The following is a 25,812-nucleotide window of genomic DNA, read 5'->3' on the forward strand; positions in this document are numbered from 1 at the left end:
CCCGACAGCAATCGCAAGGAGACGGAGTCCTTTCCATGCGTCAAGTAGTGATGACGAAGCCCGGTGAGATCGCCGTGGAGGAACGCCCTGATCCGAAGATCGTCGAGCCGACCGATGCCGTCGTCCGGGTGGCCGCCACCTGCATCTGCGGGTCCGATCTGTGGCCGTACCGCGGCGTGCAGAAGGTTGATCACCAGGTCATGGGCCACGAGTACGTCGGTGTGGTCGAGACCATCGGTGCGGAGGTCAGAACACTCAAGGTCGGTGACTTCGTCGTCGGCTCCTTCTGGGCGTCGGACAACACCTGCGAGATCTGCCGCGCCGGCTACCAGTCCCACTGCGTCCACCGCACGGTCATGGGAACGATCGGCACGCAGTCCGAGTTCGCCCGCGTCCCGCTCGCCGACGGCACGCTGGTCGCCACTCCGGGCCGGCCGGACGCGGACTTCATCCCCTCGCTGCTCGCCGCCTCCGACGTCCTGGGCACGGGCTGGTTCGCCGCGACGGCCGCGCAGGCCGGCCCCGGCAAGACCGTCGCCGTCGTCGGCGACGGCGCGGTCGGCCTGCTCGGCGTCCTGGCGGCCAGGCAGATGGGCGCGGAGCGCATCATCGCCTTCAGTCGCCACGCCGACCGGCAGAGGCTGGCCCGCGAATTCGGTGCCACCGACATCGTCGAAGAGCGCGGTGATGAAGGCGTCGCGAAGATCAAGGCGATGACCGGCGGCCTCGGCGCGCACAGCGTCATCGAGGCCGTCGGCACCCAGGAAGCCATGATGCAGGCGATCCACTCGGCGCGACCGGGGGGCCACGTCGGCTTCGTCGGCGTCTCCCACGACGTCAGCATCCCGGGCGACCTGCTGTTCGGCACCGGCATCCACCTTCACGGCGGTCCGGCCCCGGTCCGCCAGTACCTGCCCGAGCTGATCAACCTCATCTGGGACCGAAAGATCGACCCGGGCAAGGTCTTCGACCTCACCCTCCCGCTCGAACAGGCAGGCGAGGGCTACCGGGCCATGGACGAGCGGCGCGCCATCAAGGTGCTGCTGACGGTCTGAAGACTTCCCACGCACACGAGAAGGACGAGCATGAAGTACACGCGGAGCAACGACCGGACCGCGACCGGACCGGCCGCCTCTTTCACCGGGACCGTCTACGTCGACGGTCTCCGCGCCCCGGACGGGCAGAGCGCTGTCGGCTGCGGCCACGTGCGGTTCACGCCCGGCGCCCGCACCGCCTGGCACCACCACCCCAAGGGCCAGACGCTGTACGTCACCGACGGCATCGGGCTGGTGGCCACGCGGGCCGGCGGCGTCCAGGAGATCCGCCCGGGCGACGTCGTCTACATCGAGCCGGGGGAAGAACACTGGCACGGCGCCACCGCCGACCGGTTCATGGCACACGTCGCCATCCAGGAGGCGGACGACAACGGCCAGGTCGTGACCTGGCTCGACCACGTCACCGACGACGAGTACAGCGCAGCGCAAGGAGCACGGTCATGAACAAGACCTCTTACGCCACACTGAACAACGGGGTCACGCTGCCCGCGATCGGCTTCGGCGTGTTCCAGACCCCGCCCGAGGAGACCGCGTCCGCGGTCGAGACCGCCCTCAGGACCGGTTACCGGCACATCGACACTGCCGCCGCCTACAACAACGAGAGTGGCGTCGGCGAGGGCCTGCGTCGCTCGAAGCTCGACCGCGACGAGGTCTTCATCGAAACCAAGGTCTGGGTCTCGGACTACGGCTACGACCAGACGCTGCACGCGTTCGAGAAGAGCGCTGCCAAGCTCGGCGTCGAGACGATCGATCTGCTGATTCTGCACCAGCCGATGCCGCAGCACTTCAAGCGCACGCGCGAGGCCTACCGTGCGCTGGAGCTCCTGCTCGCGGACCGCCGCGTCCGGGCGATCGGCGTCAGCAACTTCATGCCGCACCACCTCGACGCCCTGATGGAGAGCGCGACGGTCGTCCCCGCCATCAACCAGATCGAGCTGCACCCCTACTTCACCCAACCCGCCGTCCAGGCCGCGAACAGCGCACGCGGCATCCTCACCCAGGCGTGGTCCCCGATCGGCGGCATCACCTTCTACCCGGGTTGGGGTGAAGACCGCGTCAGCGTTCTCGACGACAGCACGGTCCAGGACATCGCGGCCAGACTGAACAAGACCGCCGCGCAGGTCATGCTCCGGTGGCACGTACAGCAGGGACGCTCGGCGATCCCGAAGTCGACCAACCCGAGCCGCATCGCCGAGAATCTCGACGTCTTCGACTTCCAGCTCGGCGACGACGATCTGGCCCGTCTCGACGCGCTCGACACCGGGCAGCGTGGCGGCCCTGATCCTGACGGCGTGGACCCGTCTTCATGGGGTCTCGAAGTTCCTGAGGCGTAGTCAACGGGGTGTACTGCGCGTCCTGTCGGCGCGCAGTACACCCCCCCATTGGCGACGGAGGGTGTGACGGGGGCGAACCGGTCCATGGATGCGGGTGAGGCCTCCCATCCTGATTCCGCCGCTCTCTTCGCGCACCGGTGGTCGGGACACCTGCCGCGCGCCGCGTGAAGACCGCGACTCAACCCGCCCTCTATGATCATGTGCCTGACACATCGTCTCCCCGGAGGAGTACCACCGATCATGCGCATGACCCGCCTCACCACCACCGTCCTGGCCACCGCGCTCGGCTTCGCCGGAGCGCTTGCCACCGCCCCCGGCGCCTCGGCCGCGGCAGGCTGCCAGTACAAGGTCGTCTGGCCGACCGCCGGGGTGTACGAGAACCCGAATCCGAACAGTGTCGTGGTCAAGACCAAGTACGCAGGCGACATCGTCGGGGCGTCGACCTGCGAGGGCGCGTCCTACAACGAGTACGGCTACGTCCTGGTCACCACCGACGCGGCGGCGGACGGCCGGGGCTGGATGCGCGAGGGCGCGGTCGTCCCCGTCTGAGACCGCCCCCGCCGAGGACCGGACCAGGGCGGGGACCCGGGATCAGCGCGTGCTCGCGGATGACGCCCTCCTCGGCCGCGCCGACCCGGGCCATGGTCCTCGCGGAACCGCCGGCGAGGGGCGAGCACGCGCCCCACACCCGGGTGCGGGTCCAGCTCCTCGAAGGCGAGACCCGGAGGAGCCGGACCGTCTCCGCGTTCCGTACCCGACTCCCCCGGCCTCCGGCCGGAGCGCGAACCCCCCTCGTGGCGGCGGCGCGCTGTTGGTACGGGTCGGCGGCGAGTCTCCCGAAGGCGTCGGCGCTCCGGGAAGCCGGGCCCTACGGCTCCGTCACCTTCCCGGCCGTCTCCTCCCCGGCCGTGGGCACGAGGAGACCGGCGAGGGCCTGGTCGACGACGGCTGGTGCGAAGTCCTCGGTGAGCTGGTCGGTGAGGTGGGGCAGGAGCAGGCGGATGTAGCAGGCGCCCCAGATGAGGTCCACCAGGAGTCCCGGGTCGGCGCCCGCACGGAGCTGCCCCCGCTCCTTGGCCTTCTCCAGCAGGGCGAACGCGTCACGCCGCCGCGGCCCGAAGTAGTGGTGCTCGAACTGTCCGGCGAGTTCCGCGTCCGTCTGGGCCGCGCCGATGAGCTGGGCGAAGACGGGACCGGCCGGCCGCTGGGTGGCGAGCCGGATGAATGCCGTGATGAAGCGTTCCAGATCGGCCCGGACGTCGCCGGTGTCGTCCAGCGCGACCTGGTCCCCGACGGCGTGCCGGAACCCGTCCAGGGCGAGCGCACCGCGTGAGGGCCAGTGCCGGTACACGGTCGCCGAGCTGACACCGGAGGCGACGACGACCTTCTCGACGGTGAATCCGGCCACCCCGTGCGCCATCAGCACCTCCGCGGCCGCCTCCAGCACATCCGCGCGAACCTCCGCCAGCGGCCTTCTGCCACGCCCCCGTCGCGGGCCGGCCGCAGGAACCGCCATCGCTCTCACCTTCTCCCCCGGTCGAAGCCGGTCGATCTCCGTCGAATCCGGTCGAATCCGGTCGACTTCCGATCGATCCCCGGCCGAGTTCCGAACCCCGACCGGACCCCCGATTCTGCCCCCGGACGCCCCCTCGGTCGAAACCGTTCCCTTCCGGAACTATTATATGAAGAGTCTGTTCATTTACGCGGCTCCGCCGCACCCGGAAGGAGCACCGTGTCCTCGGCAACCACATGGCGACGGGCGGCAGCCGCGACCTGGGGTTTCTTCGCTCCTCGCTACACCCCGGGCTCGATCGCCCCGAACGTGCTCTCCGCCGCCATCTCCTCGGTGACCGTCCTGACCGCCTGCCTGGCGTTCGGGCCGAAGCTGGGAATGATCTCGCTCATGGGCGCCATGACACCGTTCTGGGAGACCGGCCGCCCCCTGTGGGCACGGGTGCGCAACAGCCTCCTGGTGGCCGCCGCGCTGACCGGAGCCATGTCGGCGGGGGTGCTCATCGCCCCGTACAGCTGGGCGGTCGTCCCGGCGAGCGTCGTGATCATCGTCACGGTGACCGTGCTGTACTACGCCTTCATGCTCACCCGCGGGCCCAGCCCGGTGATGATGTTCTACGCCGCCATCCTGGGTACGTACTTCGGCGCCGACCCCACCGTCGGCTGGCAGATGGTCGGCGTCACCGCCTTCGCGGCCCTGCTCGCCTCGGTCCTGCTGATGGTCCCCCTGGTCTTCGCCCCGCGCGCCCCCGAGGAGCGCGCGGTGGCCGCCGCCCGCCGGGCCGTGGCCGACTACCGGCTCACGGAGGCGGACGGCCAGGCCGCGCGCCTCGCCCGCAACGCTGCTTACCAGGCGGTCAACGTCGCACGGCTGACCCTGCACTCCGCCTGGCCGGCCACACGCGGGCGGCACCACCAGGCGCTCGCCTCCGACCTGCTGGACACCAACCGGGCTTTGGCCGAGACCGTCCTTGACCGCCTCGGCTCCGATGCCCCGGCCGCCTCCGACCCCGGCGTCGGCGCACCGCCCGGGCGGCCGGGATGGCGGTACCTGCTCGGCCACGCCCTGCGCGGCGACTCGGTCGAGTGGTTCACCGCCTGGCGCATCGGAGTGGCCGCGGGTGTCGCCGGCCTCGTCAGCCTGGCCGTCGGCATCGGCCACCCCTACTGGGCCATCCTGACCGCCACCATCGTGATCAACCAGTGGATGGACCGGGTCGCCGCCACCCGGCGCGCCGCCCACCGCACCGTCGGCACCCTCCTCGGCGTCGGAGTCGTCTGGGGCGTCTTCAGCCTCCACCCCGGCCCGTGGTGGACCGTCGCCGCGGTCGTCGTCTGCATGATCGGCCAGTACCTGCTGTTCCCGCTGAACTACGCCCTGGCCCTGATCGCCATCACGCCCATGGCGCTGCTCGCCGTCGGAACGGGCGGCGGCAGCGCCGCGGCCATCACCGCCGACCGCTTCACCGACACCTTCATCGGCGCCGCCACCGCCGTCGCGGTCACCTGGGCCACCAGCTGGGCTTTCCCCCGCCGCCTCGTCCGCTCCCAGTCCGCCCGCGCCGCCACCGCCATCGCCGCGGTACGGCGCACCACCGCCGATGGCGCGTCCTTCGCGCCCGAAGGCCGCCGCGCCCGTGTGGAGTTGCAGTACGAGCTGATCCACCACCTCAGCGTCCTGGACCGGGCCGTCGCCGACGACCCACGTCTGGCCGACCTCGCCCCGGCCGAGCACCGGCTCGCCGACGAGGGGTACGCGGTCCTGGGCCAGGCCTGGCAGAGCGGCCCCGCGCGGCAGGCGGCCTGAACGGCGGAGAGCCGTCGCCGAGGTACCTCGCCTTGCTGCTGAGAGGTACCTCCCGTTTCGGCCCCGACCCGACGGGCCATGCTCGAGCGAGTCCATCAGCAGGCGGCCGGATCCACGTACGGTCGCGCTGTCGGCGGTTCCGGCGGGCGCTCGTCCCGCCGCGGACGCGGTCGGCTCCTTTCAGTGGGCGGCCACCGGAGTGCTCCCGATTCCGTCCGGCGAAAGCCGGGGGCGGCGGTGGGCCCAGGGGCGCACGCTCTCGTACGCCGCCGCGGCACGGAGCACGGTCCCGTCCGCCAAGTGGCGTCCGATCAGCTGGAGTCCCACGGGCAGGTCGTCGGGGGTGCGGCCGGCCGGGACGCTCATCGCGGGCGCCCCGGTGAGCGAGGCCGGGTAGTTGAATCCGATCCAGGCGGTGTCGCCGACGGCGCGGCCCGCGATGTGCTCGGGGCCGTGCACACCGACGGGGAAGGGGGGCACGGCCGCCGTGGGGGTGATCAGGAGGTCGTACGCGGACATCAGGGCGGCCATGCGATTGGTCAGGGCCTTGCGCGCGATGTTGGCGTCGGTGAGTTCCCGTGCCGTCCAGTCGCGCGTCATCCAGGCCACCAGGTGCGGGGACATGGTGGATCCGTGCTGGTCCACGAGGCGCCGCATGCCGGTCAGGTCGGTCTCGGCGGTGATGACGGCCTGGAAGGCCTCGGCGGGGTCGCTCCAGCCGGGGTCGACCTCCTCGACGGTGCAGCCCAGCCCGCGGAAGACGGCCACCGCCTCCTCGGCCACGGCGCGCACCGCGGGGTCGACCGGCAGGTAGCCGAGATCCGGGCTGTAGGCGATGCGCAGCCCGGCGCATCCCTCGGCGGTACCGCGTCGGGCCGCGGCCGTCCACTCCACGTCCTGGCAGGGGATGGAGTGCCGGTCGCGCGGGTCGGGGCCGGCGAGCACGGAGAGCATGAGCGCGGTGTCGGCGACCGTACGGGTCAGGACGCCGAGGTGTTCGATGCTCTCCCAGCCCGAGGCACCCGGCAGGCCTTCGTCGCGGCAGCTGGGCCAGACGGGCACGCGGCCCATCGACGGTTTGAAGCCGACCAGTTCGCAGAAGGCCGCGGGCACTCGCAGGGAGCAGCCGCCGTCGCTGCCCAGTGCCACCGGTCCGAGGCCGGCGGCCACCGCGGCCGCTGATCCGGCGCTCGATCCGCCGGGGGTGAGGTCGGTCCGCCAGGGGTTACGGCTGGGCGGGAAGAGGGGGTTGTGGCCGGCCGGGCTGTAGCCGAACTCGGTGGTGTTGGTCTTCCCGAGCACGACCGCTCCGGCCGCGGTGCCGCGTTCGACGACGATGTCGTCCTGGTCGGGCACGTGGTCGCGGTAGGCGGGCGACCCGAAGGTGGTGAGCAGTCCTGCGGTCGCGATCAGGTCCTTCACCCCGAGGGGGACGCCGGCCAGCGGTCCGGGGGTCCCGCCGCGCACCAGGCTGTCGGCCAGCAGGGCCGCCCGCGCGCGGGCCCGTTCGGGGGCGGGCGTGCAGAACGCCCCGATGAGCGGGTTGATCTCCGCCATGCGGTCCAGTACGGCATCGACCAGTTCGACGGGCGAGAGCCGGCGGCCGGCCACGGCCGCGACGATCTCGGTGGCCGGCAGGAAGCAGAGTTCGTCGCGCTCTTCGGGGGTCACGGGGAGCCTTTCCGGGTGCGGGCGGGGGCGGGCGGATACGGGCCGGCGCGGGAGCGCCGAGTGCCCTGCGGCGTGGTCGCTCTCAGACGCGGGCGGGGTCGGCGGCTTCCCCCGTGAGGTCCCTGGCGGCCGTCCCCGCCACCGGGGTGCTCACGGCGGCGGTGCCCGTGTCGTACCGGGGCCGCCGGAGGTGGGCTCCGTACCGCAGGTGGGCCGCGTACACGAGGGCCGCGACGCCGAAGCCGAGAACGGCGTCCACCGAGCCAGGAGACACGTGGTGGAGGATCCACGCGGCGACCGCTCCGGCCGCCCAGGCGACCAGCGCGGGGAGGACGAATCCGGGCCCGTCGGCCGGGCGGTTTCCGCCGGTGTCGGCACCGGCGGCGGTGGGTGCGGCGTGGGCGTCGGGTCGGTGACCGCGGCGTGACCGCAGCCGGTCCGCCGTCTGCCGCACGATCAGGACGGCGCCGATGGGCGGTACCAGGATGCCGAGGAGCTGGAGCCAGCTGACGATCGAGCTCCACACGCCGGTCAGCGCGACGACGGAACCGAGTGCGCCGAGGACCAGCACGAGGGGACGCATCCGCAGCGGGGTCGTCCCGGACCATCCCAGCGCCGCGTTGTAGAGGCAGTGCGCCGCGACCGATCCGAGGTTGGTGAGGGTGAAGAGCACGGCGAGTGCGGTGATCCAGGCGCCGTGTCCGGCGAGCAGCCCGAGGTAGGAGCCGCCGTCGGTCTCCGGCGCGACGGCGCTCCCGGTCGCGACGACCGCGCCGCCGACCAGGTAGGCGACGGTGTTGGTGAGGGGGAAGGCCGACGCGGTGGCCCACACGGCCGAACGGCCGTTCCGGCTCCAGCGGGTGAAGTCGGCGGTCATGGTTCCCGAGTCGACGAATCCGGCGACGACGATGCCCACCGCGGACCAGAAGGTGATGCCGTGTGCGTGGCCTTCGAAGGCGAGTGCCTGGGAGACGCTCGCGCCGTCCCGCGCCGCGTACCAGAAGGCGAGCGCCGCCGTGACGAGGAAGAGCGGCACGCCCAGCAGGCCGACGGCGGACAGGGCGCGGATACCGGCGGCCGTCAGGCCGATGTAGACGGCGGCGCCGAGGAGGGCGCCCCACAGCGGGGCCCAGCCGAGGACCTGGTGCAGGGTCGTGCCGGTGAGGCCCACCTGGTAGGAGAACCAGCCGATGACGACGGTGGCGAGGAAGCCGGAGACCAGGGCGCGGCCGCGTGGGCCGAAGACCGCGGCGGCCTGCTGGGCGAAGCTGCGGCCGGTCCGTCCCGCGTGGTGGCTCAGGGCGCCCACGTAGGCGAAGAGGAGGAGGTTGCCGGTGAGGATCGCCCAGAAGCCCTGTTCGAGGCCGAGGTTGTAGACGATGAGGCCGCCGAAGACGGCGTTGCCGAGGCACATCGGGAAGCCGGCCCACACTCCGGCCACGGAGAGCAGGCTCTTCCTGGCGTGGACCGGTACGGCGGTGTGCTCGTACTCTTCGCCTGCGGTGCGGTGTTCACGGTCGGTCGTGGCAGCGGTGGCCATGCGAGGTCCCTTCGGGGGGTACGGACGGGGGCGTGCGGGAGCGGCGCGCGGCCGGGCGGTGGGCCGGGGGGTGGGCCGGGGGGAGGCGATGGGCCCGGCGCGTCAGTCCGTGGCCGGGCGCTGGGACACGTGGGCGGCGACGACCCGCCAGCCCTGGGGGAACCGGAGCCAGGTCTGCGTCTGCCTGCCCGTTCCGGGGATGCCGTCACGGACGAACAGGGTGGTGGTGACGCCCATGTCCGTGCCGAAGGTGGTGACTTCGGTGCGTACCCGGGTGCGGTCGAGCCCGGCGGTGGGGCGTGCGCGCCGGAAGGCGGCGATCTCCTCGGTGCCGAACAGCTCTTCCCCGGCGCCGACTCGGACGGTGTGCGGCGCGTCCCAGAAGAGTTCCTCCAGGACGGGGACGTCGTTGCCGGTGAGCGCCGCCTCGTAGGCATCGGCCAGCGCGCGTACCTCGGCGACGGTTCCGGGCAGGTTGACCGCGCCGGACGCGGGCGGCGGGGAAACCTCGGTCTGCGGCCCGGGTCGTGTCACGGTCACCGGACCTCCGCGGTGGCGGGGGCCGGGGTGGTGTGGGCCGTGGGGGCAGGGACGCGGGCGAGGGTCGCCCAGTTGGCCAGGAACGCGTAGACGGGGCCGAGCGCGTTCATCGCGACGACGCTCACCCACGCTGCCCAGACGTTGCCGTGGTCGTAGCCGAAGCCGCCGAAGTAGGTGGCGAAGAACGAGGCGAATCCGAGGAACATGCCCGGGACCAGCGAGATCGGGCGGAGGCGGCCCGCGTACATCAGCGCGGTGTTCAGCACCAGGATGACCGCGCCGAGCAGGGCGTTCTGGGTCATTCGCCCACCGCCGACGTGCGGGGCGAGGTGCTGGTCGACGAGGACGATGGCCAGGGCGAAAGCGGAACCCACCGGCATGGCCGCCCAGAGGCGTTTGGCGTTCGCGAGGCTGGGGCCGCCCATGAGGTGCAGTCCGGCCCAGGAGATGAAGATCGCCCAGGGCGGCAGGTTGAGGGCTGTCCCGCCGACGAAGGCGGTGGTCGCGGCGAGGACGGACGCGGTGATCTCGTGCGGAATGCGTTCACTCATGGCGTGCTCCTGACACGACGAAGGGAGATTTGGTACGAAGTGCGGTGCGGGGGAGGCGGACGGGCCCGGAGGGCCCGGAACCAGACGGGCCGTACGGACGCCGGACGGCAGACGGCAGACGGCGGACACGGAGGCTGGGGCGGGGGCTGGTGCTGGGGCGGGGGCGGGGCTGGTGCTGGGGCGGAGGCTGGGCGGGGCTGGGGCGGGGCTCAGGCGGCCCGGACCCGTCGGAATGCCGCGTCATCGCCGAGCACGTCCGGGGCGTCCGGGGTGTCCGGGGCGTCGGCGGCCTCGGGATCCGGTGCGTCGAGGAGTTCGGTCGTGCGGACGGTACGGGCGACGACGCGGCCCCGCTTGACGACCAGCCGGCGGTCCGGACGGTCGGTCAGTACGTCCGCGTGGCGGCGGGTGCCGAGCACCACCAGGTCCGCCCGGGCGCCGGGGTGTATCCCGTAGCCCTCGTGGACTCCGGTGACACGGGCGGCTTCCGTGGTCGCCATGGCGAGGATCCGCGCGGTGTCGGCCGGACTTCCCATGTGGCAGGTCTGGGCGAGCAGCAGGCCGATGTCGAGCATGTCGGCGTTGCCGAACGGGGTGAAGGCGTTGCGGACGTTGTTGGAGGAGTACGAGGTGACCACCCCGCCGTCGATCAGTTCGCGCACCGGGGTCACGCCCCGGCGCACGGCGTGTGCGTCGCCGCGTCCCCCAATGTGCAGGTCGGTGGCGGGCAGCGCGACCACCGCGACCCCCGCCTCCGCGAGCCGTGCGACGACCTCGGCCCGCTCCGCGGGCGGAAGGGCGGCGAGCGAGGTCACATGCCCCAGCGTCACCCGGCCGCCGAGGCCGTACTGACGTGTCGCGTCGGCGATCGCCCCGGCGAGGGCGAAACGGCCGTCGGAGGTGTCGTCGGCGAAGTCCGCGTGCAGGTCCGCCGGTACCCCGAATTCGACGGCGAGGCCGAGCACGGTGTCGATGTGGCGACGACAGGCGTCGACGTCCGTCTCGTTGTATGCACAGCCCCCGACGACGTCCGCTCCCCGTCGGAGCGCCTCTCTCAGGAGGTCGTAGGTGCCCGGCGCCCGCTCGATGCCCTCCTGTGGGAATGCGACGACTTGGAGGTCCACCAAGTGGCTCTGACTTTCACGGAGTTCGAGCATCACGTCGAGCCCGGTCAGGCCGCCGATCGGATCGACGTCCGGATGTGCGCGGATCAGGGTGGTGCCGTTGGCCACGGCCCACCGGAGTACCCGCAGCGCGCGGGCACGGACCGACGCGTGGGTGAACTCGCGCTTGAGTCTGCCGGTGACCTCGATAGCGCCGGCCAGCGTCCCCTCCGGATTGGGGCTCAGGGTGTCCAACAGCGCCTTGTCCAGGTGCAGATGGGGCTCGATGAATCCGGGGACGACCACGAGTCCGCCGCAGTCGACGGTCTCACCTGCGGGCGTCCCCGCGGCGACCTCGCCCACCAGGGCGATCGTGCCGCCCGAGACGGCGATGTCCACCGGCGGGCGGCCTTCGGCGATCAGTGCGCGGCGCAGCACGAGGTCGTACACGGTTGTCCCCTTCTGACGGCCCGGAGTTCCGGATCGGAGCCGACGCCACTGCGACGTCCAGAAGGTGTATACAGAGGCCGGGTTACGGGTTTCGGCGTCTCGCGTGACGCCGCTGTTTCCGACATCTCGCAGCGGCGCGCCGCGTCACTGCCGCACCGGACCAGGCGACAACCGGGACATGAGGGTCCATCAGCGTTTGCCGCGCAGGCGGTAGGCGGCCTGAGCACGTCTGATGTGGTCGGCCACCCGCTCGCGGGCGGCGTCCGGGTCCCGCCGACGCAACGCCTCGACGATGGCCTCGTGTTCGGCCCAGGAGTCCGGGGCGCGCCTGGGGAGTTCCACTGAATACACCCACGAGATCTTGTATCCGAGCTGGGCGACGAGCGCCGCCATGGTCGGGCTGCCCGAGGCCTCGGCGAGCACCTGGTGGAAGCGGGTGTTCAGGACCGCGAGCCCGGACGAGGAGCCCGTCTCCAGGATCTCCCGGGCCTCCGCCAGCAGCAGTTCGAGCGTCGCGAGATGCACCGCGGTACGGCGGGTGGCGGCGCGCTCGGCGCCGAACGGCTCGATGAGCAGCCGGATCCCCAGCAGGTCCTCCGCCTCCTCGTCGCCCAACTCGGCCACGAACGTGCCCCCGTAGGGTCGCGAGTGCACGAACCCCTCCGATTCCAGGGTGCGCAGGGCTTCCCGTACGGGGATGCGCGAGACCCGGTAGCGCGCCGCCAGCCGTTCCTCGGTGAGCCGGTCCCCCGGGGCGAACACCCGGGTGATGACGTCGTTCCTGAGGGCGTCGCACACCGACTGCCCCGTGTCCCGCCTCCGCACCGTGCCGACTTCGGCCATCGCTCCACCTCTCGGTTCGGGCCGGCACGCGAAGGGGTTAACCGGCCTGTAACGGTTGTATGCAAAGGTCAGCGCCATGAGCGTACTTCAGCCCCACGACGGTGCGACCGAAGGTTCGGCCTACCTCGCCGCGGAACGCGGTTCGACCGCCTGGGGGTTGCTCCCCAACGCCGCTTCCCGTCCCGTACTCACGGTGGAGTCCGGCGCTGTCGTGTGCCTCGACACCACGAGCCACGAGGGCATCCTGCCGGACCAGGGGCGCGACCCGGTGAAGTTCTTCGCCGAAGCCGGGATACACGAGCGGGACATCCTCCGCGATGCCGTCGAACTAGCGGCGTCCGATGAGCCGTTCGACCCTCGGGTGCAGGGTCCCCACGTGGTCACGGGTCCGGTCGCGGTCCGCGGCGCGCGCCCCGGCGACGTTCTGGAGGTCGAGGTCCTGCGGCTGCGGCGGCGTACCGACTACGGGGTGATCAGCAACCGGCACGGCCGCGGTGCGCTGCCCGGCGAGTACCCGGTACCGGGGCCGGACCACGAGGACGGACTCCCGGTACCGGCAGTGTCCCTGGTCGCCCACGTCGACCCGGACGGCCGCGGACGGCTCCCGGTCGGCGACGGGCGCGACATCCGTTTCCCGCTCGCCCCCTTCCTCGGCATCATGGGCGTCGCTCCCGCGACGGACTCGCCCGTCCACTCCGTGCCGCCCGGCGCGCACGGCGGCAACCTGGACATACGGCTCCTGGGTGAAGGGTCGCGCCTCTTCCTGCCGGTCCAGGTGCCCGGGGCCATGTTCTACGCGGGCGACCCGCACTTCTCCCAGGGCGACGGGGAGGTCGCGCTCACCGCCTTCGAGGCCCCGCTGCGTGCCACGCTCCGGCTGACCCTCCACAGCGACGCGCCCGCCCGGCAGCTCGCGTCCCGGCTCGCCGGTCCGTACGCCGAGACCGCCGGCCATTACCTGGTGACCGGCCTGGACGAGGATCTGGACGAAGCCGTCCGCAAGGCGACCCGGTCGGCCCTCGCCTACCTGTCCGAACGCTGCTCACTGCCGGGCGCCGTGGCGCTCGCCTATCTGAGCGCGGCGGTCGACCTGCGCATATCGCAGGTGGTCGACCGGGTGAAGGGCGTCCATGTGTGCCTGCCGAAGGCTGATCTGCACCCCCTGCTCACCGGCGCAGCCGCCTCGAAGGAGCCGACCCGATGACCTCCGTCCGCACCTCGCCCGCCGCGGATCCCGCTCCGCTGCCGCTGATCGGGCCGTACGTCCCCTGGCTGCCCGTGGCCGGCCTGCCCGAACCCGCCGCGGGACGAGGGCTGTCCGGTGCCCGGATCGCGGTCAAGGACGTCATCGACCTCGCGGGCACGCCCACCGGCAACGGCCACCCGCTCCTGCTCGCGGAAGCCGTACCCGCCACGCGTCACGCCGACTGCCTGGGCCGGCTGATCGACGCCGGAGCCGTCCCGGCGGGCAAGGCCCACACCGACGAACTCGCCTACAGCCTGGGCGGAACCAACGCCCACTACGGCGCACCCGCCAATCCGGCGGCGCCCGGGCATCTCTGCGGCGGCTCCTCCAGCGGGACCGCCGCGGCCGTCGCCGGACGCCTCGCCGACATCGGACTCGGCACGGACACCGCCGGTTCCATCCGGGTCCCCGCCTCCTACTGCGGCCTGTACGGGCTGCGCCCCAGCCACGCCCGCGCCGACCGGACCGGTATCAGCCCGTTGGCCCCTTCGTTCGACACCCCGGGCCTCCTCACCCGCTCGCTGCCCCTGCTGCGGGACGCCGCGGCTGCCCTGCTGGCGGGTACGGAGGCGGACGACCGGGCGCCCGTCCGGGTCCTCGCCCCGGCCGACCTCTGGTCCCTGGCGACCGGCCCGGTCCGCGCGGCGCTGGCGCCCGCCCTCGACCGGCTCGTGGAGGGACTGGACCTGCCGCTCGACCGCTCCCCGCTCTTCGACGGCCTGGCCCCGGTCCCGCACACCGAGGCACGGGACGCCTTCAAGACGGTGCAGGCCGCGGAGGTCTGGCGGGCCCACGGCCCGTGGGTGACGCGGGCCCGTCCGGCCTTCGGCCCCCACGTCGCCGAGAGGCTGCGGATCGCCGCCGGGGTGGACGGCGCCCGCGAGGAGGCCGCCCGGGCGCGCGTCTCGGCCGTCGCGCGGTGGCTCGGCCGTCGGCTGGACGGTGCCGTACTGGCGATTCCCGCCACGCCGACCCCCGCACCGGCCCACGCCTCCACGTCGTCGGCGGACCGTGACGCCCTGCTCGCGCTGACGTGCCTGGCGGGTCTGGGCGGGCTGCCTGCCCTGACCGTCCCCGGTCCCCGGTCGGAAGGACTGCCGGTGGGACTCTGCCTGTTGACCGTCCCGGGCGGGGACGAACGGCTCATCGCCGCAGGCATGTCGATGGAGCCCCGCCGCGCTTAGTGGACGTCTCATTAGGCGCATTGACGTGCGCCTGGTCGTGCTGCTGATGGAGGGGAGTCAGCGGGGCAGGCGGATTTGCTGTTGGTGAGGTGGCTGACGAGCTAGCCTCCCGGAGTGGGGATATTGATGCGCTTGGCGGCTCGGGTCAGCCATCTGAGGAAGGGGCAGTCCAAGGTCGTCTTGGTGTTGTCCGGGGGGTACCGGGGGCCGTTTGAGGGGGAGCGGATCTGGCGAACGGTGCGCCGAGGCGTACGCATCGCAGGTGCCTTGGATTCGAGCCCGCCGGACGTCTGGATCTACGGGGCCGACTGTCAACGCCTCCCCGCGATCAAGAGCGGCTCTCTCGAGGCGTGGATCGCGGACTGGGCCGTCCTGGCGAGGAGCCCTGTATTCGGCAAGTCCAGTGAGAACGGCAATCCGCTGGCCCGTTCGATAGGGGAGTACGGGCTGTTCGAAGGCGGCAGTGTCGCCAGTGCGATGGAGGTGCTGCGGAAGGAGTATGAGGGCTCCCGTGTACCGGTCCTTGTGCTCTTCCACGTGGAGTCGATGGAGGGCGAGGACAGTCGTGTCGCCAGGCAGTTGGAGAAGGCGTCGGGCAAGCCGCTGTTCTGGCAGTTCTTCGCCCAGTTGGACGAGATGTCCTGGTCGGTGCTGGACCGCTTGGACGACGTGCGCCGGGAACGCCCGAGCATCACGAACGCGCACTACAACACCTCGTGGGACATGGACACATCAGTCGGCATGGACACCTTCATGCAGTACGGGATGATCAAGCCCTATGCGCGCTGGGTGAGAAGTTCACGCCGGCGGACGCTGGGGTGATCCGTGCTCTCCGCCGTGACCCTGCGGTAGCGGATCAGGATCGCGGCGATGCCGACAAAGGCGAGGAAATGCTCGGCCTTGCGTTCGTAGCGACGGTGCAGACGACGGCAACCATTGAGCCAGGACATTGTTCGCTCGACGACCCAGCGGTGACGTCCCAGACGATCGGAGGGTTCGATGCCGCGGCGGGCGATGCCGCGGCGTGATCTGTCGGCGGCGGAGCCATCGGCGCAGGTGGTCGAAGTCGTAGCCGTTGTCCGCGTGCAGCTTGGCCGGACCTCGGCGCCGTGGCCCGTAGCGCGAGCGGATCGGAGGGATGCCGCGCATCAGCGGGATCAGGGCCTGACTGTCGTGCAAGTCGGCGGCTGAGATGCCCACCGAGATCAGCCGGCCGTTACGGTCGACGATGAGATGGATTTTCGATCCGCTCTTGCCACGATCGGTCGGATTCGATCCCGTCAACCGCTCCCTTTGAGGCCCCGGACACTGACCGAGTCGATCGCGCACCGCGACCAGTCCAACTCACCGCGCGCGCCGAGCTCGTCCAGTACCAGGCGCTGCAGCCTGCCCCACACGGGAGCTCTGCACCACTCGGCGAAACGGCGATGCGCAGTTGTCCCGGACGGCCCGAAGCCTGGTGGCAGTTGCCGCCACGCGCAACCTGCCGTGGCCACGAACACGATGGCGGCCAACACCTGCCGATCCCCATCCTGCGGGGGCTGGCTCTGGAACCTGTGTCGTGCGTGGTGCCGGGGCAGGTGTTGCCGTGGGAACGGGAGTTGTGACGGATCTTGGGAGCAACCACCGCATTTCAGAGGGACACCCGCGCTGTTCTGCCAGCGGCGAATCCCGCCCGATCGGACCCGACGATCACTACGGTCCAGTCTCATGACGACGATTACCACGCGCACGGTCCAGTACCCGGCCGACGGTCTGACGATGGTCGGGCACCTCGCGCTCCCGGCCGGTATCGACCGCCGGCCCGCGGTGCTGGTCGGACCGGAGGGCACGGGGCTCAGTGACGTCGAGCGCCAACGGGCCGATGCTCTCGCCGAGCTGGGATATGTGGCGCTGGCCTTCGACCTCCACGGCGGACGCTACTTGGAAAACCCCAAGGAGATGATGGCTCGTTGCATGCCGCTGCTCGCCGACCCCGACCGGATGCGGGGCATCGGCCACGCGGCGCTCGACGTGTTGCGCACCGAACCGCGGACCGACCCCGATCGGATGGCCGCCGTCGGCTACGGCACCGGAGGCGCCGTCGGGCTGGAACTCGGGCGCGACGGTGTCAACCTGCGCGCGATCGCGACAGTCAACGGGCTCATCACGGGCCGACCGGGCGAGGCGGCGCGCATTCGCTGCCCGGTATGGGCCGGGGTCGGGTCGGAAGACCCGATCATGTCCCCCGCGCAGCGGGAGGCGTTCACCGCCGAGATGCAGGCCGCGGGCGTCGACTGGCGCCTGGCGGTCTACGGCGGCGCCCTTCACGCCTTTCACCACCCGTCGGTCGACCACACCGTGCGCCCCGGCGTCGGCTACCACCCACGGCACGCACAGCGAGCCTGGCGCGACGTCGTCGACCTGCTCGCCGAATGTCTGCCCGTGACGGAGTGAACTGGTCACTCCATGCTCGGACGCCCGGTGACCGCCGTGATGCCTGGGCTCCACTGCCTACGCGGGCGAGGAAACTGCGGCTTGCCAGTGATCCACTTCGGCCGATCGGCTCTCCCGCCATGCCCCTCCGCACTGCCTGCCCGATAGCCCCGAGTGCCGCCGAACGCGCGCGGCTGAAGGAGATGGCCTACGGCCAAGAGACCGAGCACCGGCTGCGGGTGCGTGCACAGGTGGTGCTGCACGCCGCGCGCGGACGCTCCAATGTGCGTATCGCCCAGGAGAGGGGGCTGCACCTGGACACCGTGCGCCGCTGGCGTGGCCGGTTCACCGAACAGGGTTTGCCGGGGCTCAAAGACCGTCAACGCTGCGGCCGCCGACCGGCGTTCACGTCGCTGCAGGTCGCCGAGGCCGAGGCACTGGCCTGCTGGCCGCCCGCCGAGAGCGGAGTGCCGCTGTCGCGCTGGTCATGCCCGGAACTGAACCATGAAGTCATCCAGCGGGGCATCGCCGCGTTCGTGTCGGCGCCCACTGTGCGCCGCCGGCTGGCCGAGGACGCGCTCAAGCCCTGGCAGCACCGCTCCTGGATCTTCATCACCGACCCTGCCTTCCGCGCCAAAGCCCCAGCGTGTGCTGGACCTGTACGCCCGCACCTGGCAGGGCACCCCGCTCCACGCTGACGAGTACGTCGTCAGCGCCGACGGGAAGACCTCCATCCAGTCCCGCTGCCGCTGCCACCCCACCCTCGCCCCGGGCCAGGCCCGCGCCATGCGCGTCAACCACACCTACGGGGTACGGACGCGGGGGCGCCCTGGCCCACCTTGCCGCATATGACGTCCACCAGCCGAAGGTGTCCGGCCGCACCGAGCCGCGCACCGGCATCGACCCGTTCATGAACCCGGTCACCCAGGTGCTGAAACGGTCCGTGCAGAATGTCCCCAGGCTCCGGCCGTCGGCACCGAGCCCCCGCACGACCCGATGGCCTTCGTCTCCACAGCCCGGCGACACCCTCACCGTGTCGCCCGGACCTCCCGGACGCCGCCGGGCAACGGATCCGCCGGCAGCGTCGACAGCCCCGACAAGGAGTGCTCCATGGCCGAATGCGCCATCACCGGCACGAGCGTCGACGTCCCCACGTCCGACGGCGCCGCCGACGCCTGGTTCGTGCACCCTGCGGACGGCGCCCCGCACCCCGCCGTCCTGCTCTACATGGACGCCTTCGGTCTCCGCCCCCACCTGCGGTCGATGGCCGACCGCCTCGCCGGGGCCGGATACGCGGTGCTCGTGCCCAACGTCTTCCACCGGCACGGCCGCGCCCCGGTGGTGGAGCTCCCCGACCACATCGCCGGAGACGGCCGTGCGGCGCTGTTCGGGCGGATCCGCCCGATGATGGGCGGGCTGACGCCCGAGGTGGTGGCCTCCGACGCGGACGCCTACCTCACATGGCTTCAGGCGCGGCCCGAGACGGAGGACCGTGCGGTGGGGGTGACCGGATACTGCATGGGCGCCCGGCTCGCCCTGCTCACCGCGGGCAGTCACCCGAAGAGGGTCGCGGCGGCGGCAGGCTTCCACGGGGCGGGGCTGGCGACGCCGGACGCCGACAGCCCGCACCTCCTCGCTCCCGGAATCACCGCGGAGCTCTACTTCGGCCACGCCGACAACGACTCCGCCAACCCGCCCGAGGCGCAGGCCACCCTTGACCAGGCCCTCACCGCGGCCGGAGTACGCCACCGCGCCGAGGTCTACACCGGCGCCTCGCACGGTTTCACCATGGCCGACACGGACGCCTACGACGAGCGGGCCGCCGACCGGCACTGGAGCGCGCTCCTCGGCCTGTTCGCCCGCACCCTCTGAGCCCCCGCGCTCCGCGCGCCCGACGCCCCACCCCCACCAGGGGTTACGGGCCCCCGCGCCCCAGCGCCTGGGCGCGGAACGCCGCCGGGGTCGCTCCCGTCCGCAGCCGGAAGAACTTGGTGAAGTCGCTCGCGTCCTCGAAGCCCAGTCTCCCGGCGACCTCCTTCGCCGGGAGGCGGCTGTGCTGGAGGAGGCGCTTGGCCTCCAGCAGGACCCGCTCGTCCACGAACTGCTTGGCGCCGGCCCCCGTCACCGCCCGGGTCGCCCGGGTCAGGGTGCGGGGGCTGTAGCCGAGCGCGGCCGCGTAGTCCTCGACCCGCCGGGTCGTCGCGTGGTCGCGCTCCACCGCGTCGTGGAACCGGCGGAACACCTCGCTCACCGGTCCGGGCCGCCGTGTGGTGCCCCGTACCGTCGCGAGCCGCAGGACCAGCACGGACACCAGGTGGCGCAGCACCTCGACGTGCGAGTCGAGCGGCAGGGTGGCCATCGCGCCGTACTCGTACGCGAGGTGGTCCAGCCCCCGGCCGAGCGCCTCCGCGTCGGTGCCGGTGGGCAGCAGCGGTTCCTGCTGGTAGGGCGGGTCCATGTGGGCGGCGGCCACGGTGGCCGGGGGAAGGAAGCCGCGCTGGAAGAGGACGACCGTGCCGTCCGCCGTCACCAGGTCCGGGCCGAAGCGCTGTACCTGGCCGGGCCGGATCCAGAGCCAGGAGCCGGGCGGCAGCTCGTGTTCGACGAAGTCGACCGCCATCCGCAGAGGGCGGGCGCGGACCGCGATCAGCTGGTGGAAGGCCGGGCGCAGCGGGGCGTACGGGTCGTTGCCGTGCCGCCGGGAGCGGCCGTGGAGGCCGGCCAGCTCGACCACCTCGACGCCGGTGGGCGCGCCCACCGCGGCCGTGTAGTCGAGGTCCCGGACCTCAGGTTGTCCGATTCTTCCCATCGTGAGTCCCGAGGGTACCGCTGCCCTCGGCGAACTGCCTCCTAGCGTGGAGAGCACCGACCCCGCGGGCATTCCCGCAGGTCATCGAGGTGCAAGGAGTGAGCGGTGCGGCTGATCGTGGGCATGACCGGGGCGACGGGGGCCGTGATCGGCGTGCGGCTGCTGGAGAATCTGGCGGAGCTGCCGGACGTGGAGACCCATCTCGTCCTGTCCCGCTGGGCGCGCGCCACGATCGAGCTGGAGACCGGCCGGCCGGTCTCGGAAGTGAACGCGCTCGCGGACGTGGTGCACAGCCCCGACGACCAGGGCGCGACCATCTCCTCCGGTTCGTTCCGCACCGACGGCATGGTGATCGTGCCCTGCTCCATGAAGACGCTCGCGGGCATCCGGGCCGGTTACGCGGAGGGTCTGGTGGCCCGGGCCGCCGACGTCGTACTCAAGGAGCGGCGCAGGCTGGTCCTGGTGCCGCGCGAGACTCCGCTGAGCGAGATCCATCTCGAGAACATGCTCGCGCTGGCGCGGATGGGCGTGCGGATGGTGCCGCCGATGCCCGCCTTCTACAACCACCCCCGGTCGGTCGACGACATCGTCGACCACATCACCGCGCGGATCCTCGACCAGTTCGATCTGCCCGCCCCGGCCGCCAGGCGCTGGGAGGGCATGCGCGCCGCGCGCGCCGCCGCCGCGCAGGCCGCGCCCTGAGGCCCCTGGGCCCGCGACGCATTCCTCTACCGACCACCACTTTTGGAGCCCTCATGGCCTACGACGATCTGCGCAGCTTCCTCGCCACACTGGAGAAGGAGGGACAGCTCCTGCGCATCACCGAGGAGGTGCTGCCGGAACCCGATCTGGCGGCCGCCGCCAACGCGACGGGACGCATCGGCGAGAACGCCCCGGCCCTGTACTTCGACAACGTCACCGGTTTCACGGACGCCCGGATCGCGATGAACGTGCACGGCTCCTGGGCCAACCACGCTCTCGCGCTCGGGCTGCCGAAGCACACCCCGGTCAAGGAGCAGGTGGAGACGTTCGCCGCCCGCTGGGACGCGTTCCCGGTCGCCCCGGAGCGGCGCGAGGACGCGCCCTGGCGCGAGAACACCCAGGAGGGCGCGGACGTCGACCTCTTCTCCGTGCTGCCGCTGTTCCGTCTCAACGACGGTGACGGCGGGTTCTACCTGGACAAGGCCGCCGTGGTGTCCCGCGACCCGGAGGACCCGGACAACTTCGGCAAGCAGAACGTCGGTACGTACCGCATCCAGGTGATCGGGACCGACCGGCTGGCCTTCCAGCCCGTCCCGATGCACGACATCGCCCAGCACCTGCGCAAGGCGGAGGAGAAGGGCGAGGACCTGCCGATCGCGATCACCCTCGGCAACGACCCGGTGATCACCGTGGTGGCCGGTATGCCGATGGCGTACGACCAGAGCGAGTACGAGATGGCGGGCGCCCTGCGCGGGGCGCCGGCGCCCATCGCCACCGCGCCGCTGACCGGCTTCGACGTGCCGTGGGGCAGTGAGGTCGTCATCGAGGGCGTCATCGAGTCCCGCAAGCGCCAGATCGAGGGCCCGTTCGGCGAGTTCACCGGTCACTACTCGGGCGGGCGCCGTATGCCGGTCATCCGTGTGGACCGCGTCTCCTACCGCACCAACCCCGTGTTCGAGTCCCTGTACCTGGGCATGCCGTGGACCGAGGTCGACTACCTGGTCGGCCCCAACACCTGTGTGCCGCTGCTGAAGCAGCTGCGCGCCGAGTTCCCCGAGGTGCGGGCCGTCAACGCCATGTACACGCACGGGCTGATGGTCATCATCTCCACGGCCAAGCGGTACGGCGGTTTCGCCAAGGCGGTCGGCATGCGGGCGATGACGACGCCGCACGGTCTGGGTTACGTGGCCCAGGTGATCCTGGTGGACGAGGACGTCGACCCGTTCAACCTGCCGCAGGTGCTGTGGTCGATGTCGGCCAAGGTCAACCCCAAGGAAGACGTGGTCATCATTCCGAACCTGTCCGTCCTGGAGCTGGCTCCGGCCGCCCAGCCGGCCGGCATCACCAGCAAGATGATCATCGATGCGACGACGCCGGTCTCCCCCGACGTGCGCGGCAACTTCTCGACCCCGGCCAAGGACCTGCCGGAGACCCAGGAGTGGGCGGCGAAGCTCCAGAAGCTGATCGCGGCCCGCGGCTGACCCGCGCGGCCCGTCGACCACCGTTCCCCCTCCCCCCGGAAGGACCTGTCGTGAACTCCCCCGTCATCTGCCCCCGTTGTGCTTTCGAGACGATCGGCACGCTCGCCACGTCGCCGGTGCCCGGCGTCTGGGACCTGCTCCAGTGCGGCCAGTGCCTGTACACCTGGCGCACCACGGAGCCGGCCCGCCGGACCCGGCGCGACGCCTATCCCGAGCAGTTCAAGCTGACCCTCGCGGACATCGAGAACGCCATCGAGGTCCCGGCGGTCCCGCCGCTGCGCACTGCCGGCTGACGTCCGGTCACCTCACGGGAGTCGCCGCACCGCGGCCCCGTCCCCCGGCCGGGCAGCGGTTTCCGTCCCCTCGGCAGCCGCGGCCCGGCCGGGGCCGTTCCGCGGCTGCCGGCGGACTGTGCTCAGGGCCTTTCGTCCGGACAACGCCGCGAGGTGCGGCACCCGGGCACGCGGGCCCGGCACGATCCGGACGAAAGGTCCTACGCCTGTTCCAGCGCCTCCAGCACCACGCGTTCGCACAGTTCGTGGGTGGCGAGGGCGTCCCGCGCGCTGAGCGTCACGCCGGTGCGTACGGCGTCGAGGAACGAGGTAACGCAGCTCTCGATGCCGCGCTGGCGGGCGACGGACACCCAGTCGCCGCGGCGGCGCAGGCTGGGCCGGCCCTTGTGGTCGATGACGTCCGCGAGGTTGAGGACCTGCCGTTTGCTGTCCTGGCCGGAGACTTCGAGGATCTCCTCGGTGGAGCCGCCCCGGCGGTTCATCATGCCGATCGCGGTGAAGCCGTCGCCGGACAGTTCGAGGACCACGTGGTGCATCAGTGCGTCCTCGATCCTGGCGCGTACCGATACCTGGTCGACGGGGCCCGGCGCCAGGAAGCGCAGGGTGTCCACGACGTGGATGAAGTCGTCGAGCACCATCGTCCGGGGGTCCTCGGGCAGCCCGACCCGGTTCTTCTGCAGCAGGATCAGCTCGCGCGGGTGGTCGGCGCACTGCGCGTAGCCGGGGGCGAGACGCCGGTTGAAGCCGACCGCGAGACTGGTGCCGCGTTCCTCTGCGAGCTCCACCAGCCGGGTGGATTCGACGAGTTCGTAGGCGAGCGGCTTGTCGACGTAGGTGGGGACGCCTGCCTCCAGCAGCCGGGTGGTGATCTCCGGATGGACGGTCGTCGGGGCGTGGACGAACGCGGCGTCGAGCCCCTGCTCCAGCAGCGAGTCCAGGGTGGTGTGGCACCGCTCGGCGGGAATCCGGTGCGCGGCGGCGACCGTGTCCAGCGTGGCGGGGGTCCGCGTCTGCACGTGCAGTTCGATCCCCGGCAGTGCGGTGAGCACGGGCAGATAGGCCTTCTGCGCGATGTCGCCGAGTCCGATGCAGCCGACCTTCACGAATACTCCCTCACTTCGTCGTACGCCCGTTCCTTGATCCCCGGCAGCATACGGGCGCGGCGGCGGTGGCCGGTCGGGACCGCCTCGGTGCACCGAACGCACCGAGGACACGCACCGACGCGAACGGGTGGCCCGTTCACCCCGTGGTGATCGTTCCGCCGTGCGAACGGGCGCCGGTCCGCACCGCGCTGACCGGGTCACTCGTGCGGGGCATTTGGCGCGTACGGACTCCCGTAATGCACTGCTCACCCGCAGAGTGACCGGGTGCAACGAACCAGAATGACCATGGCCGTCCTCGTGGGCGTGGCTGTCGCCACGGTGTCCGGCTGTGTGACGGTCAACCCCGGCGGGCCGGGATCTCCGCCGGCGGCGTCGAGGGGCCCCGTCCAGGAGGTGGAGCCGCAGATCGGGCAGCCGCCGGCCCGTGAGGCGCTGGACGCCCTGCCGGTGGCCTCCCCGTCCGCGTCCGGCCGGGCCTACCCGGCCCCGGCTCCTGTGCCCCGGCCGGACGTACCGCCACCGGGCGCCGCTCCCCCGGCGGCCCACCCACCACCGCGCCCGCCCGCCGCGCTTCCCACGCTGTCGGTGTCCGGTCTGCCCCGGGTGACGACGTCCGGCAAGGGCGTCTGCGCGCTCGGGCGCGGTATCGGGGGGTGGTCCGCCGGGAGCCCGCAGTCCAGGATCTGCGACCAGGCCTACGGCCACTGAGACGGCCGGGTCGGCCGAGTTGGCCGAGTTGGCCGAGTTGGCCGGGTCGGCCCCTCACGGTGGCCGAAAGGGTGCGTGCGGCTCAGCGTTCTCCGCGGAGCCGCACCTCCAGCCTTTCGATGGCGGTCCTGACGCCGTTTCCGCGGCCTCCGTCGAGGAGCGCGTCCGCCGCCTTCCGGGCGCGGTTCAGGTGGTGGCGGGCGGCCTCGGGACGACGGAGCCCGAGGTAGTCCGCGGCGAGGCCCAGGTGCAGCGCCGGGGAGAAGGCGTGCAGGGCGAGAAGGTCCTCGCGGGCGGCCGGCCGCTCCCCGGTCAGCCCCTCGGCCGCCGCGTTCCAGGCGCGCAGGTCCCAGGCGAGTTCGTCACCGGGATCGTCCTGGGTGTCGGCCATGTAGTGCGCGAGGGTGCAGCGGTGCAGTGCGTCGCCGTCCTCGCCCAGCTCGGACCAGAGGGCGGCGAACCGGTTACGGGCCTCTTCGCGGTCCCCTCCGTGCAGGAGCATGACGGCCTGGCCGATCCGGGTGGCGACGGCGTCCGTCGACGACTGCTGCTGCTCCGCCACTGCGGACTCCCTCGTGCGGGTGTGCGGCAACGGGGCCGCGGTGCGGGGGCCGGCCTCCGGCCGAACAACGACACGTTGACGGCACACCCTAGCCGCACCGGTGCGCGAACACGCTCAGGCGCGGCAGGGGCGGGGCCGCTCGCACGGCGGCCCTCCCTCGCGCCCCCGGTCGGCCGGGGGGCGCCGGGTCTTCCGGGGATCAGCCGAGGTCGGGGATGCGCCAGTCGATGGGGTCGTGGCCCTGGGCGGCCACGGCTTCGTTGATCTGGGTGAAGGGCCGCGACCCGAAGAACCTCTTCGCGGAGAGCGGCGAGGGGTGCGCGCCCTTCACGACCACGTGGCGGGACTCGTCGATGAGCGGGAGCTTCTTCTGCGCGTAGTTGCCCCAGAGGACGAACACGGCGGGCTCGGGGCGTTCGGCCACGGCGCGGATCACCGCGTCGGTGATCTTCTCCCAGCCCTTGTTCTTGTGCGAGTTGGCCTCGCCGGCGCGCACGGTGAGGACGGCGTTGAGCAGCAGTACCCCCTGCTCGGCCCACGGCATGAGATAGCCGTTGTCCGGTACGGGGAGGCCGAGCTCCTCCTGCATCTCCTTGTAGATGTTGCGCAGCGAGGGGGGCGTCCTGACGCCGGGCCGCACGGAGAAGCACAGCCCATGGCCCTGGCCCTCGCCGTGGTACGGGTCCTGGCCGAGGACGAGGACCTTCACCCGGTCGTAGGGCGTGGCCTCCAGAGCGGCGAAGACCTGGTCCCGCGGCGGGTACACCGGCCCCTTGGCCCGCTCCTCCTCGACGAAGTCCGCGAGCTCCTTCACATAGGGCTTCTGCATCTCGTCGCCGAGGACGCCGCGCCAGGACTCGGGCAGCAGCAGGTCGGTGTCGGTCACGTGCACAACCTCCGGGG

27 protein-coding genes and 1 pseudogene are annotated in these 25,812 nt (G+C 71.9%); 15 read left to right on the plus strand and 13 right to left on the minus strand.

The features are described from left to right. Nucleotides 1-35 precede the first annotated feature (35 nt). The 4 genes from OHA55_RS00735 (at nt 36) to OHA55_RS00750 (ending at nt 2,938) form a co-directional block, all read left to right on the plus strand. Nucleotides 36-1,055, plus strand: a complete 1,020-nt coding sequence (locus tag OHA55_RS00735; RefSeq protein ID WP_266701758.1) for a zinc-dependent alcohol dehydrogenase family protein — start codon at nt 36-38, stop codon at nt 1,053-1,055. A 30-nt stretch (nt 1,056-1,085) separates the two neighbouring features. Then, nucleotides 1,086-1,499 carry a cupin domain-containing protein gene (locus OHA55_RS00740; protein WP_266701760.1) on the plus strand — a complete coding sequence of 138 codons (414 nt, stop codon included), beginning with the start codon at nt 1,086-1,088 and terminating at the stop codon, nt 1,497-1,499. Beyond that, entirely contained in the window at nt 1,496-2,389 is an 894-nt protein-coding gene (locus OHA55_RS00745; protein WP_266701762.1) for an aldo/keto reductase, read from the plus strand. Before OHA55_RS00740 ends, OHA55_RS00745 begins: the two co-directional genes overlap by 4 nt. A 240-nt stretch (nt 2,390-2,629) precedes the next feature. Beyond that, nucleotides 2,630-2,938 carry a glycosyltransferase gene (locus OHA55_RS00750; protein ID WP_266701764.1) on the plus strand — a complete coding sequence of 103 codons (309 nt, stop codon included), beginning with the start codon at nt 2,630-2,632 and terminating at the stop codon, nt 2,936-2,938. A 319-nt stretch (nt 2,939-3,257) separates the two neighbouring features. Here the strand turns inward: OHA55_RS00750 and OHA55_RS00755 are convergent, their stop codons facing one another. Then, the gene (locus OHA55_RS00755) at nt 3,258-3,905 is read right to left on the minus strand and encodes a TetR/AcrR family transcriptional regulator (protein ID WP_266701766.1); all 648 of its coding nucleotides are present in this window, start codon (nt 3,903-3,905) and stop codon (nt 3,258-3,260) included. 216 nt (nt 3,906-4,121) lie between these two features. Here OHA55_RS00755 and OHA55_RS00760 point away from each other — a divergent pair, with 216 nt between their 5' ends. Then, nucleotides 4,122-5,708: an FUSC family protein gene (locus OHA55_RS00760; protein WP_266701768.1), complete on the plus strand. Its 1,587-nt coding sequence runs from the start codon at nt 4,122-4,124 to the stop codon at nt 5,706-5,708. 180 nt (nt 5,709-5,888) lie between these two features. Here OHA55_RS00760 and OHA55_RS00765 read toward each other — a convergent pair whose 3' ends face one another. From OHA55_RS00765 to OHA55_RS00790, 6 genes are all read right to left on the minus strand, one after another. Next, entirely contained in the window at nt 5,889-7,379 is a 1,491-nt protein-coding gene (locus tag OHA55_RS00765; protein WP_266701770.1) for an amidase, read from the minus strand. A gap of 82 nt (nt 7,380-7,461) precedes the next feature. Continuing rightward, a complete protein-coding gene (locus OHA55_RS00770) occupies nt 7,462-8,919 on the minus strand; it encodes a cytosine permease (RefSeq protein ID WP_266701772.1) in 1,458 nt (485 codons plus the stop codon). A 102-nt stretch (nt 8,920-9,021) separates the two neighbouring features. Beyond that, nucleotides 9,022-9,459 (minus strand): oxalurate catabolism protein HpxZ, encoded by a 438-nt coding sequence (hpxZ, locus tag OHA55_RS00775; protein WP_266701774.1) that lies wholly within the window; start codon nt 9,457-9,459, stop codon nt 9,022-9,024. After that, a complete protein-coding gene (locus OHA55_RS00780) occupies nt 9,456-10,010 on the minus strand; it encodes a DUF1097 domain-containing protein (RefSeq protein ID WP_266701776.1) in 555 nt (184 codons plus the stop codon). The genes hpxZ and OHA55_RS00780 overlap by 4 nt, the downstream gene beginning before the upstream one ends. A gap of 209 nt (nt 10,011-10,219) precedes the next feature. Next, nucleotides 10,220-11,563: an amidohydrolase family protein gene (locus OHA55_RS00785; protein ID WP_266701778.1), complete on the minus strand. Its 1,344-nt coding sequence runs from the start codon at nt 11,561-11,563 to the stop codon at nt 10,220-10,222. Nucleotides 11,564-11,752: 189 nt separating this feature from the next. After that, complete coding sequence (locus tag OHA55_RS00790; protein ID WP_266701780.1) at nt 11,753-12,406, minus strand: GntR family transcriptional regulator; 654 nt, start codon at nt 12,404-12,406, stop codon at nt 11,753-11,755. Between the two features lie 76 nt (nt 12,407-12,482). Between OHA55_RS00790 and OHA55_RS00795 the strand changes: the two genes are divergently transcribed. The 3 genes from OHA55_RS00795 (at nt 12,483) to OHA55_RS00805 (ending at nt 15,658) form a co-directional block, all read left to right on the plus strand. Continuing rightward, a complete protein-coding gene (locus OHA55_RS00795; protein WP_266701782.1) occupies nt 12,483-13,610 on the plus strand; it encodes an acetamidase/formamidase family protein in 1,128 nt (375 codons plus the stop codon). After that, nucleotides 13,607-14,836 carry an amidase family protein gene (locus OHA55_RS00800; RefSeq protein WP_266701784.1) on the plus strand — a complete coding sequence of 410 codons (1,230 nt, stop codon included), beginning with the start codon at nt 13,607-13,609 and terminating at the stop codon, nt 14,834-14,836. The genes OHA55_RS00795 and OHA55_RS00800 overlap by 4 nt, the downstream gene beginning before the upstream one ends. Before the next feature lie 126 nt (nt 14,837-14,962). Continuing rightward, complete coding sequence (locus OHA55_RS00805; protein ID WP_266710374.1) at nt 14,963-15,658, plus strand: VWA domain-containing protein; 696 nt, start codon at nt 14,963-14,965, stop codon at nt 15,656-15,658. On the opposite strand, the pseudogene OHA55_RS36435 reads toward OHA55_RS00805, so the two are convergent. Together OHA55_RS36435 and OHA55_RS36440 are read right to left on the minus strand one after the other, a co-directional pair. Beyond that, a pseudogene (locus OHA55_RS36435) lies at nt 15,613-16,165 on the minus strand (IS5 family transposase). The gene OHA55_RS00805 and the pseudogene OHA55_RS36435 sit on opposite strands and share 46 nt — an antisense overlap. Then, nucleotides 16,117-16,548: a transposase gene (locus OHA55_RS36440; RefSeq protein WP_323180354.1), complete on the minus strand. Its 432-nt coding sequence runs from the start codon at nt 16,546-16,548 to the stop codon at nt 16,117-16,119. Before OHA55_RS36440 ends, OHA55_RS36435 begins: the two are co-directional and overlap by 49 nt. Here OHA55_RS36440 and OHA55_RS00815 point away from each other — a divergent pair. The 3 genes from OHA55_RS00815 (at nt 16,547) to OHA55_RS00825 (ending at nt 19,123) form a co-directional block, all read left to right on the plus strand. Then, complete coding sequence (locus tag OHA55_RS00815; RefSeq protein WP_266701786.1) at nt 16,547-17,272, plus strand: dienelactone hydrolase family protein; 726 nt, start codon at nt 16,547-16,549, stop codon at nt 17,270-17,272. The two genes, OHA55_RS36440 and OHA55_RS00815, sit on opposite strands and share 2 nt — an antisense overlap. A 182-nt stretch (nt 17,273-17,454) precedes the next feature. Then, a complete protein-coding gene (locus OHA55_RS00820) occupies nt 17,455-17,949 on the plus strand; it encodes a helix-turn-helix domain-containing protein (RefSeq protein ID WP_266701788.1) in 495 nt (164 codons plus the stop codon). Between the two features lie 412 nt (nt 17,950-18,361). Further along, nucleotides 18,362-19,123: a dienelactone hydrolase family protein gene (locus OHA55_RS00825; RefSeq protein WP_266701790.1), complete on the plus strand. Its 762-nt coding sequence runs from the start codon at nt 18,362-18,364 to the stop codon at nt 19,121-19,123. A 43-nt stretch (nt 19,124-19,166) separates the two neighbouring features. Here the strand turns inward: OHA55_RS00825 and OHA55_RS00830 are convergent, their stop codons facing one another. Then, nucleotides 19,167-20,060 (minus strand): AraC family transcriptional regulator, encoded by an 894-nt coding sequence (locus OHA55_RS00830; RefSeq protein ID WP_266701792.1) that lies wholly within the window; start codon nt 20,058-20,060, stop codon nt 19,167-19,169. A 105-nt stretch (nt 20,061-20,165) separates the two neighbouring features. Between OHA55_RS00830 and OHA55_RS00835 the strand changes: the two genes are divergently transcribed. From OHA55_RS00835 to OHA55_RS00845, 3 genes are read left to right on the plus strand one after another with little or no spacing between them, the layout of a single operon-like run. Then, nucleotides 20,166-20,762: a non-oxidative hydroxyarylic acid decarboxylases subunit B gene (locus tag OHA55_RS00835; RefSeq protein ID WP_266701794.1), complete on the plus strand. Its 597-nt coding sequence runs from the start codon at nt 20,166-20,168 to the stop codon at nt 20,760-20,762. Between the two features lie 53 nt (nt 20,763-20,815). Further along, entirely contained in the window at nt 20,816-22,243 is a 1,428-nt protein-coding gene (locus OHA55_RS00840) for a non-oxidative hydroxyarylic acid decarboxylases subunit C (RefSeq protein ID WP_266701796.1), read from the plus strand. A 50-nt stretch (nt 22,244-22,293) separates the two neighbouring features. Further along, complete coding sequence (locus OHA55_RS00845) at nt 22,294-22,536, plus strand: non-oxidative hydroxyarylic acid decarboxylases subunit D (RefSeq protein ID WP_266701798.1); 243 nt, start codon at nt 22,294-22,296, stop codon at nt 22,534-22,536. Between the two features lie 200 nt (nt 22,537-22,736). Here the strand turns inward: OHA55_RS00845 and OHA55_RS00850 are convergent, their stop codons facing one another. Then, the gene (locus OHA55_RS00850; RefSeq protein WP_266701799.1) at nt 22,737-23,639 is read right to left on the minus strand and encodes a Gfo/Idh/MocA family protein; all 903 of its coding nucleotides are present in this window, start codon (nt 23,637-23,639) and stop codon (nt 22,737-22,739) included. 264 nt (nt 23,640-23,903) lie between these two features. Here OHA55_RS00850 and OHA55_RS00855 point away from each other — a divergent pair, with 264 nt between their 5' ends. After that, nucleotides 23,904-24,347: a hypothetical protein gene (locus OHA55_RS00855; RefSeq protein ID WP_266701800.1), complete on the plus strand. Its 444-nt coding sequence runs from the start codon at nt 23,904-23,906 to the stop codon at nt 24,345-24,347. 82 nt (nt 24,348-24,429) lie between these two features. Here OHA55_RS00855 and OHA55_RS00860 read toward each other — a convergent pair whose 3' ends face one another. Next, the gene (locus OHA55_RS00860) at nt 24,430-24,909 is read right to left on the minus strand and encodes a hypothetical protein (protein WP_266701801.1); all 480 of its coding nucleotides are present in this window, start codon (nt 24,907-24,909) and stop codon (nt 24,430-24,432) included. Nucleotides 24,910-25,108: 199 nt separating this feature from the next. Continuing rightward, nucleotides 25,109-25,801 carry a uracil-DNA glycosylase gene (locus tag OHA55_RS00865; RefSeq protein ID WP_266701802.1) on the minus strand — a complete coding sequence of 231 codons (693 nt, stop codon included), beginning with the start codon at nt 25,799-25,801 and terminating at the stop codon, nt 25,109-25,111. Nucleotides 25,802-25,812 lie beyond the last annotated feature (11 nt).

This window comes from Streptomyces sp. NBC_00102, assembly GCF_026343115.1.
In the GTDB taxonomy this organism is placed as follows: Bacteria; Actinomycetota; Actinomycetes; order Streptomycetales; family Streptomycetaceae; genus Streptomyces.

Excerpts from the sequence above, each read along its gene's own strand:
- OHA55_RS00795 (WP_266701782.1), top strand. The coding sequence starts at position 12,483 with ATGAGCGTACTTCAGCCCCACGACGGTGCGACCGAAGGTTCGGCCTAC.
- OHA55_RS00750 (WP_266701764.1), top strand. The coding sequence starts at position 2,630 with ATGCGCATGACCCGCCTCACCACCACCGTCCTGGCCACCGCGCTCGGC.
- OHA55_RS00805 (WP_266710374.1), top strand. The coding sequence starts at position 14,963 with ATGCGCTTGGCGGCTCGGGTCAGCCATCTGAGGAAGGGGCAGTCCAAG.
- OHA55_RS00790 (WP_266701780.1), bottom strand. The coding sequence starts at position 12,406 with ATGGCCGAAGTCGGCACGGTGCGGAGGCGGGACACGGGGCAGTCGGTG.
- OHA55_RS00745 (WP_266701762.1), top strand. The coding sequence starts at position 1,496 with ATGAACAAGACCTCTTACGCCACACTGAACAACGGGGTCACGCTGCCC.
- OHA55_RS00780 (WP_266701776.1), bottom strand. The coding sequence starts at position 10,010 with ATGAGTGAACGCATTCCGCACGAGATCACCGCGTCCGTCCTCGCCGCG.
- OHA55_RS00825 (WP_266701790.1), top strand. The coding sequence starts at position 18,362 with ATGGCCGAATGCGCCATCACCGGCACGAGCGTCGACGTCCCCACGTCC.
- OHA55_RS00840 (WP_266701796.1), top strand. The coding sequence starts at position 20,816 with ATGGCCTACGACGATCTGCGCAGCTTCCTCGCCACACTGGAGAAGGAG.
- OHA55_RS00800 (WP_266701784.1), top strand. The coding sequence starts at position 13,607 with ATGACCTCCGTCCGCACCTCGCCCGCCGCGGATCCCGCTCCGCTGCCG.
- OHA55_RS00755 (WP_266701766.1), bottom strand. The coding sequence starts at position 3,905 with ATGGCGGTTCCTGCGGCCGGCCCGCGACGGGGGCGTGGCAGAAGGCCG.
- OHA55_RS00740 (WP_266701760.1), top strand. The coding sequence starts at position 1,086 with ATGAAGTACACGCGGAGCAACGACCGGACCGCGACCGGACCGGCCGCC.
- OHA55_RS00820 (WP_266701788.1), top strand. The coding sequence starts at position 17,455 with ATGGCCTACGGCCAAGAGACCGAGCACCGGCTGCGGGTGCGTGCACAG.
- OHA55_RS00770 (WP_266701772.1), bottom strand. The coding sequence starts at position 8,919 with ATGGCCACCGCTGCCACGACCGACCGTGAACACCGCACCGCAGGCGAA.
- OHA55_RS00735 (WP_266701758.1), top strand. The coding sequence starts at position 36 with ATGCGTCAAGTAGTGATGACGAAGCCCGGTGAGATCGCCGTGGAGGAA.
- OHA55_RS00830 (WP_266701792.1), bottom strand. The coding sequence starts at position 20,060 with ATGGGAAGAATCGGACAACCTGAGGTCCGGGACCTCGACTACACGGCC.
- OHA55_RS36440 (WP_323180354.1), bottom strand. The coding sequence starts at position 16,548 with ATGAGACTGGACCGTAGTGATCGTCGGGTCCGATCGGGCGGGATTCGC.
- OHA55_RS00815 (WP_266701786.1), top strand. The coding sequence starts at position 16,547 with ATGACGACGATTACCACGCGCACGGTCCAGTACCCGGCCGACGGTCTG.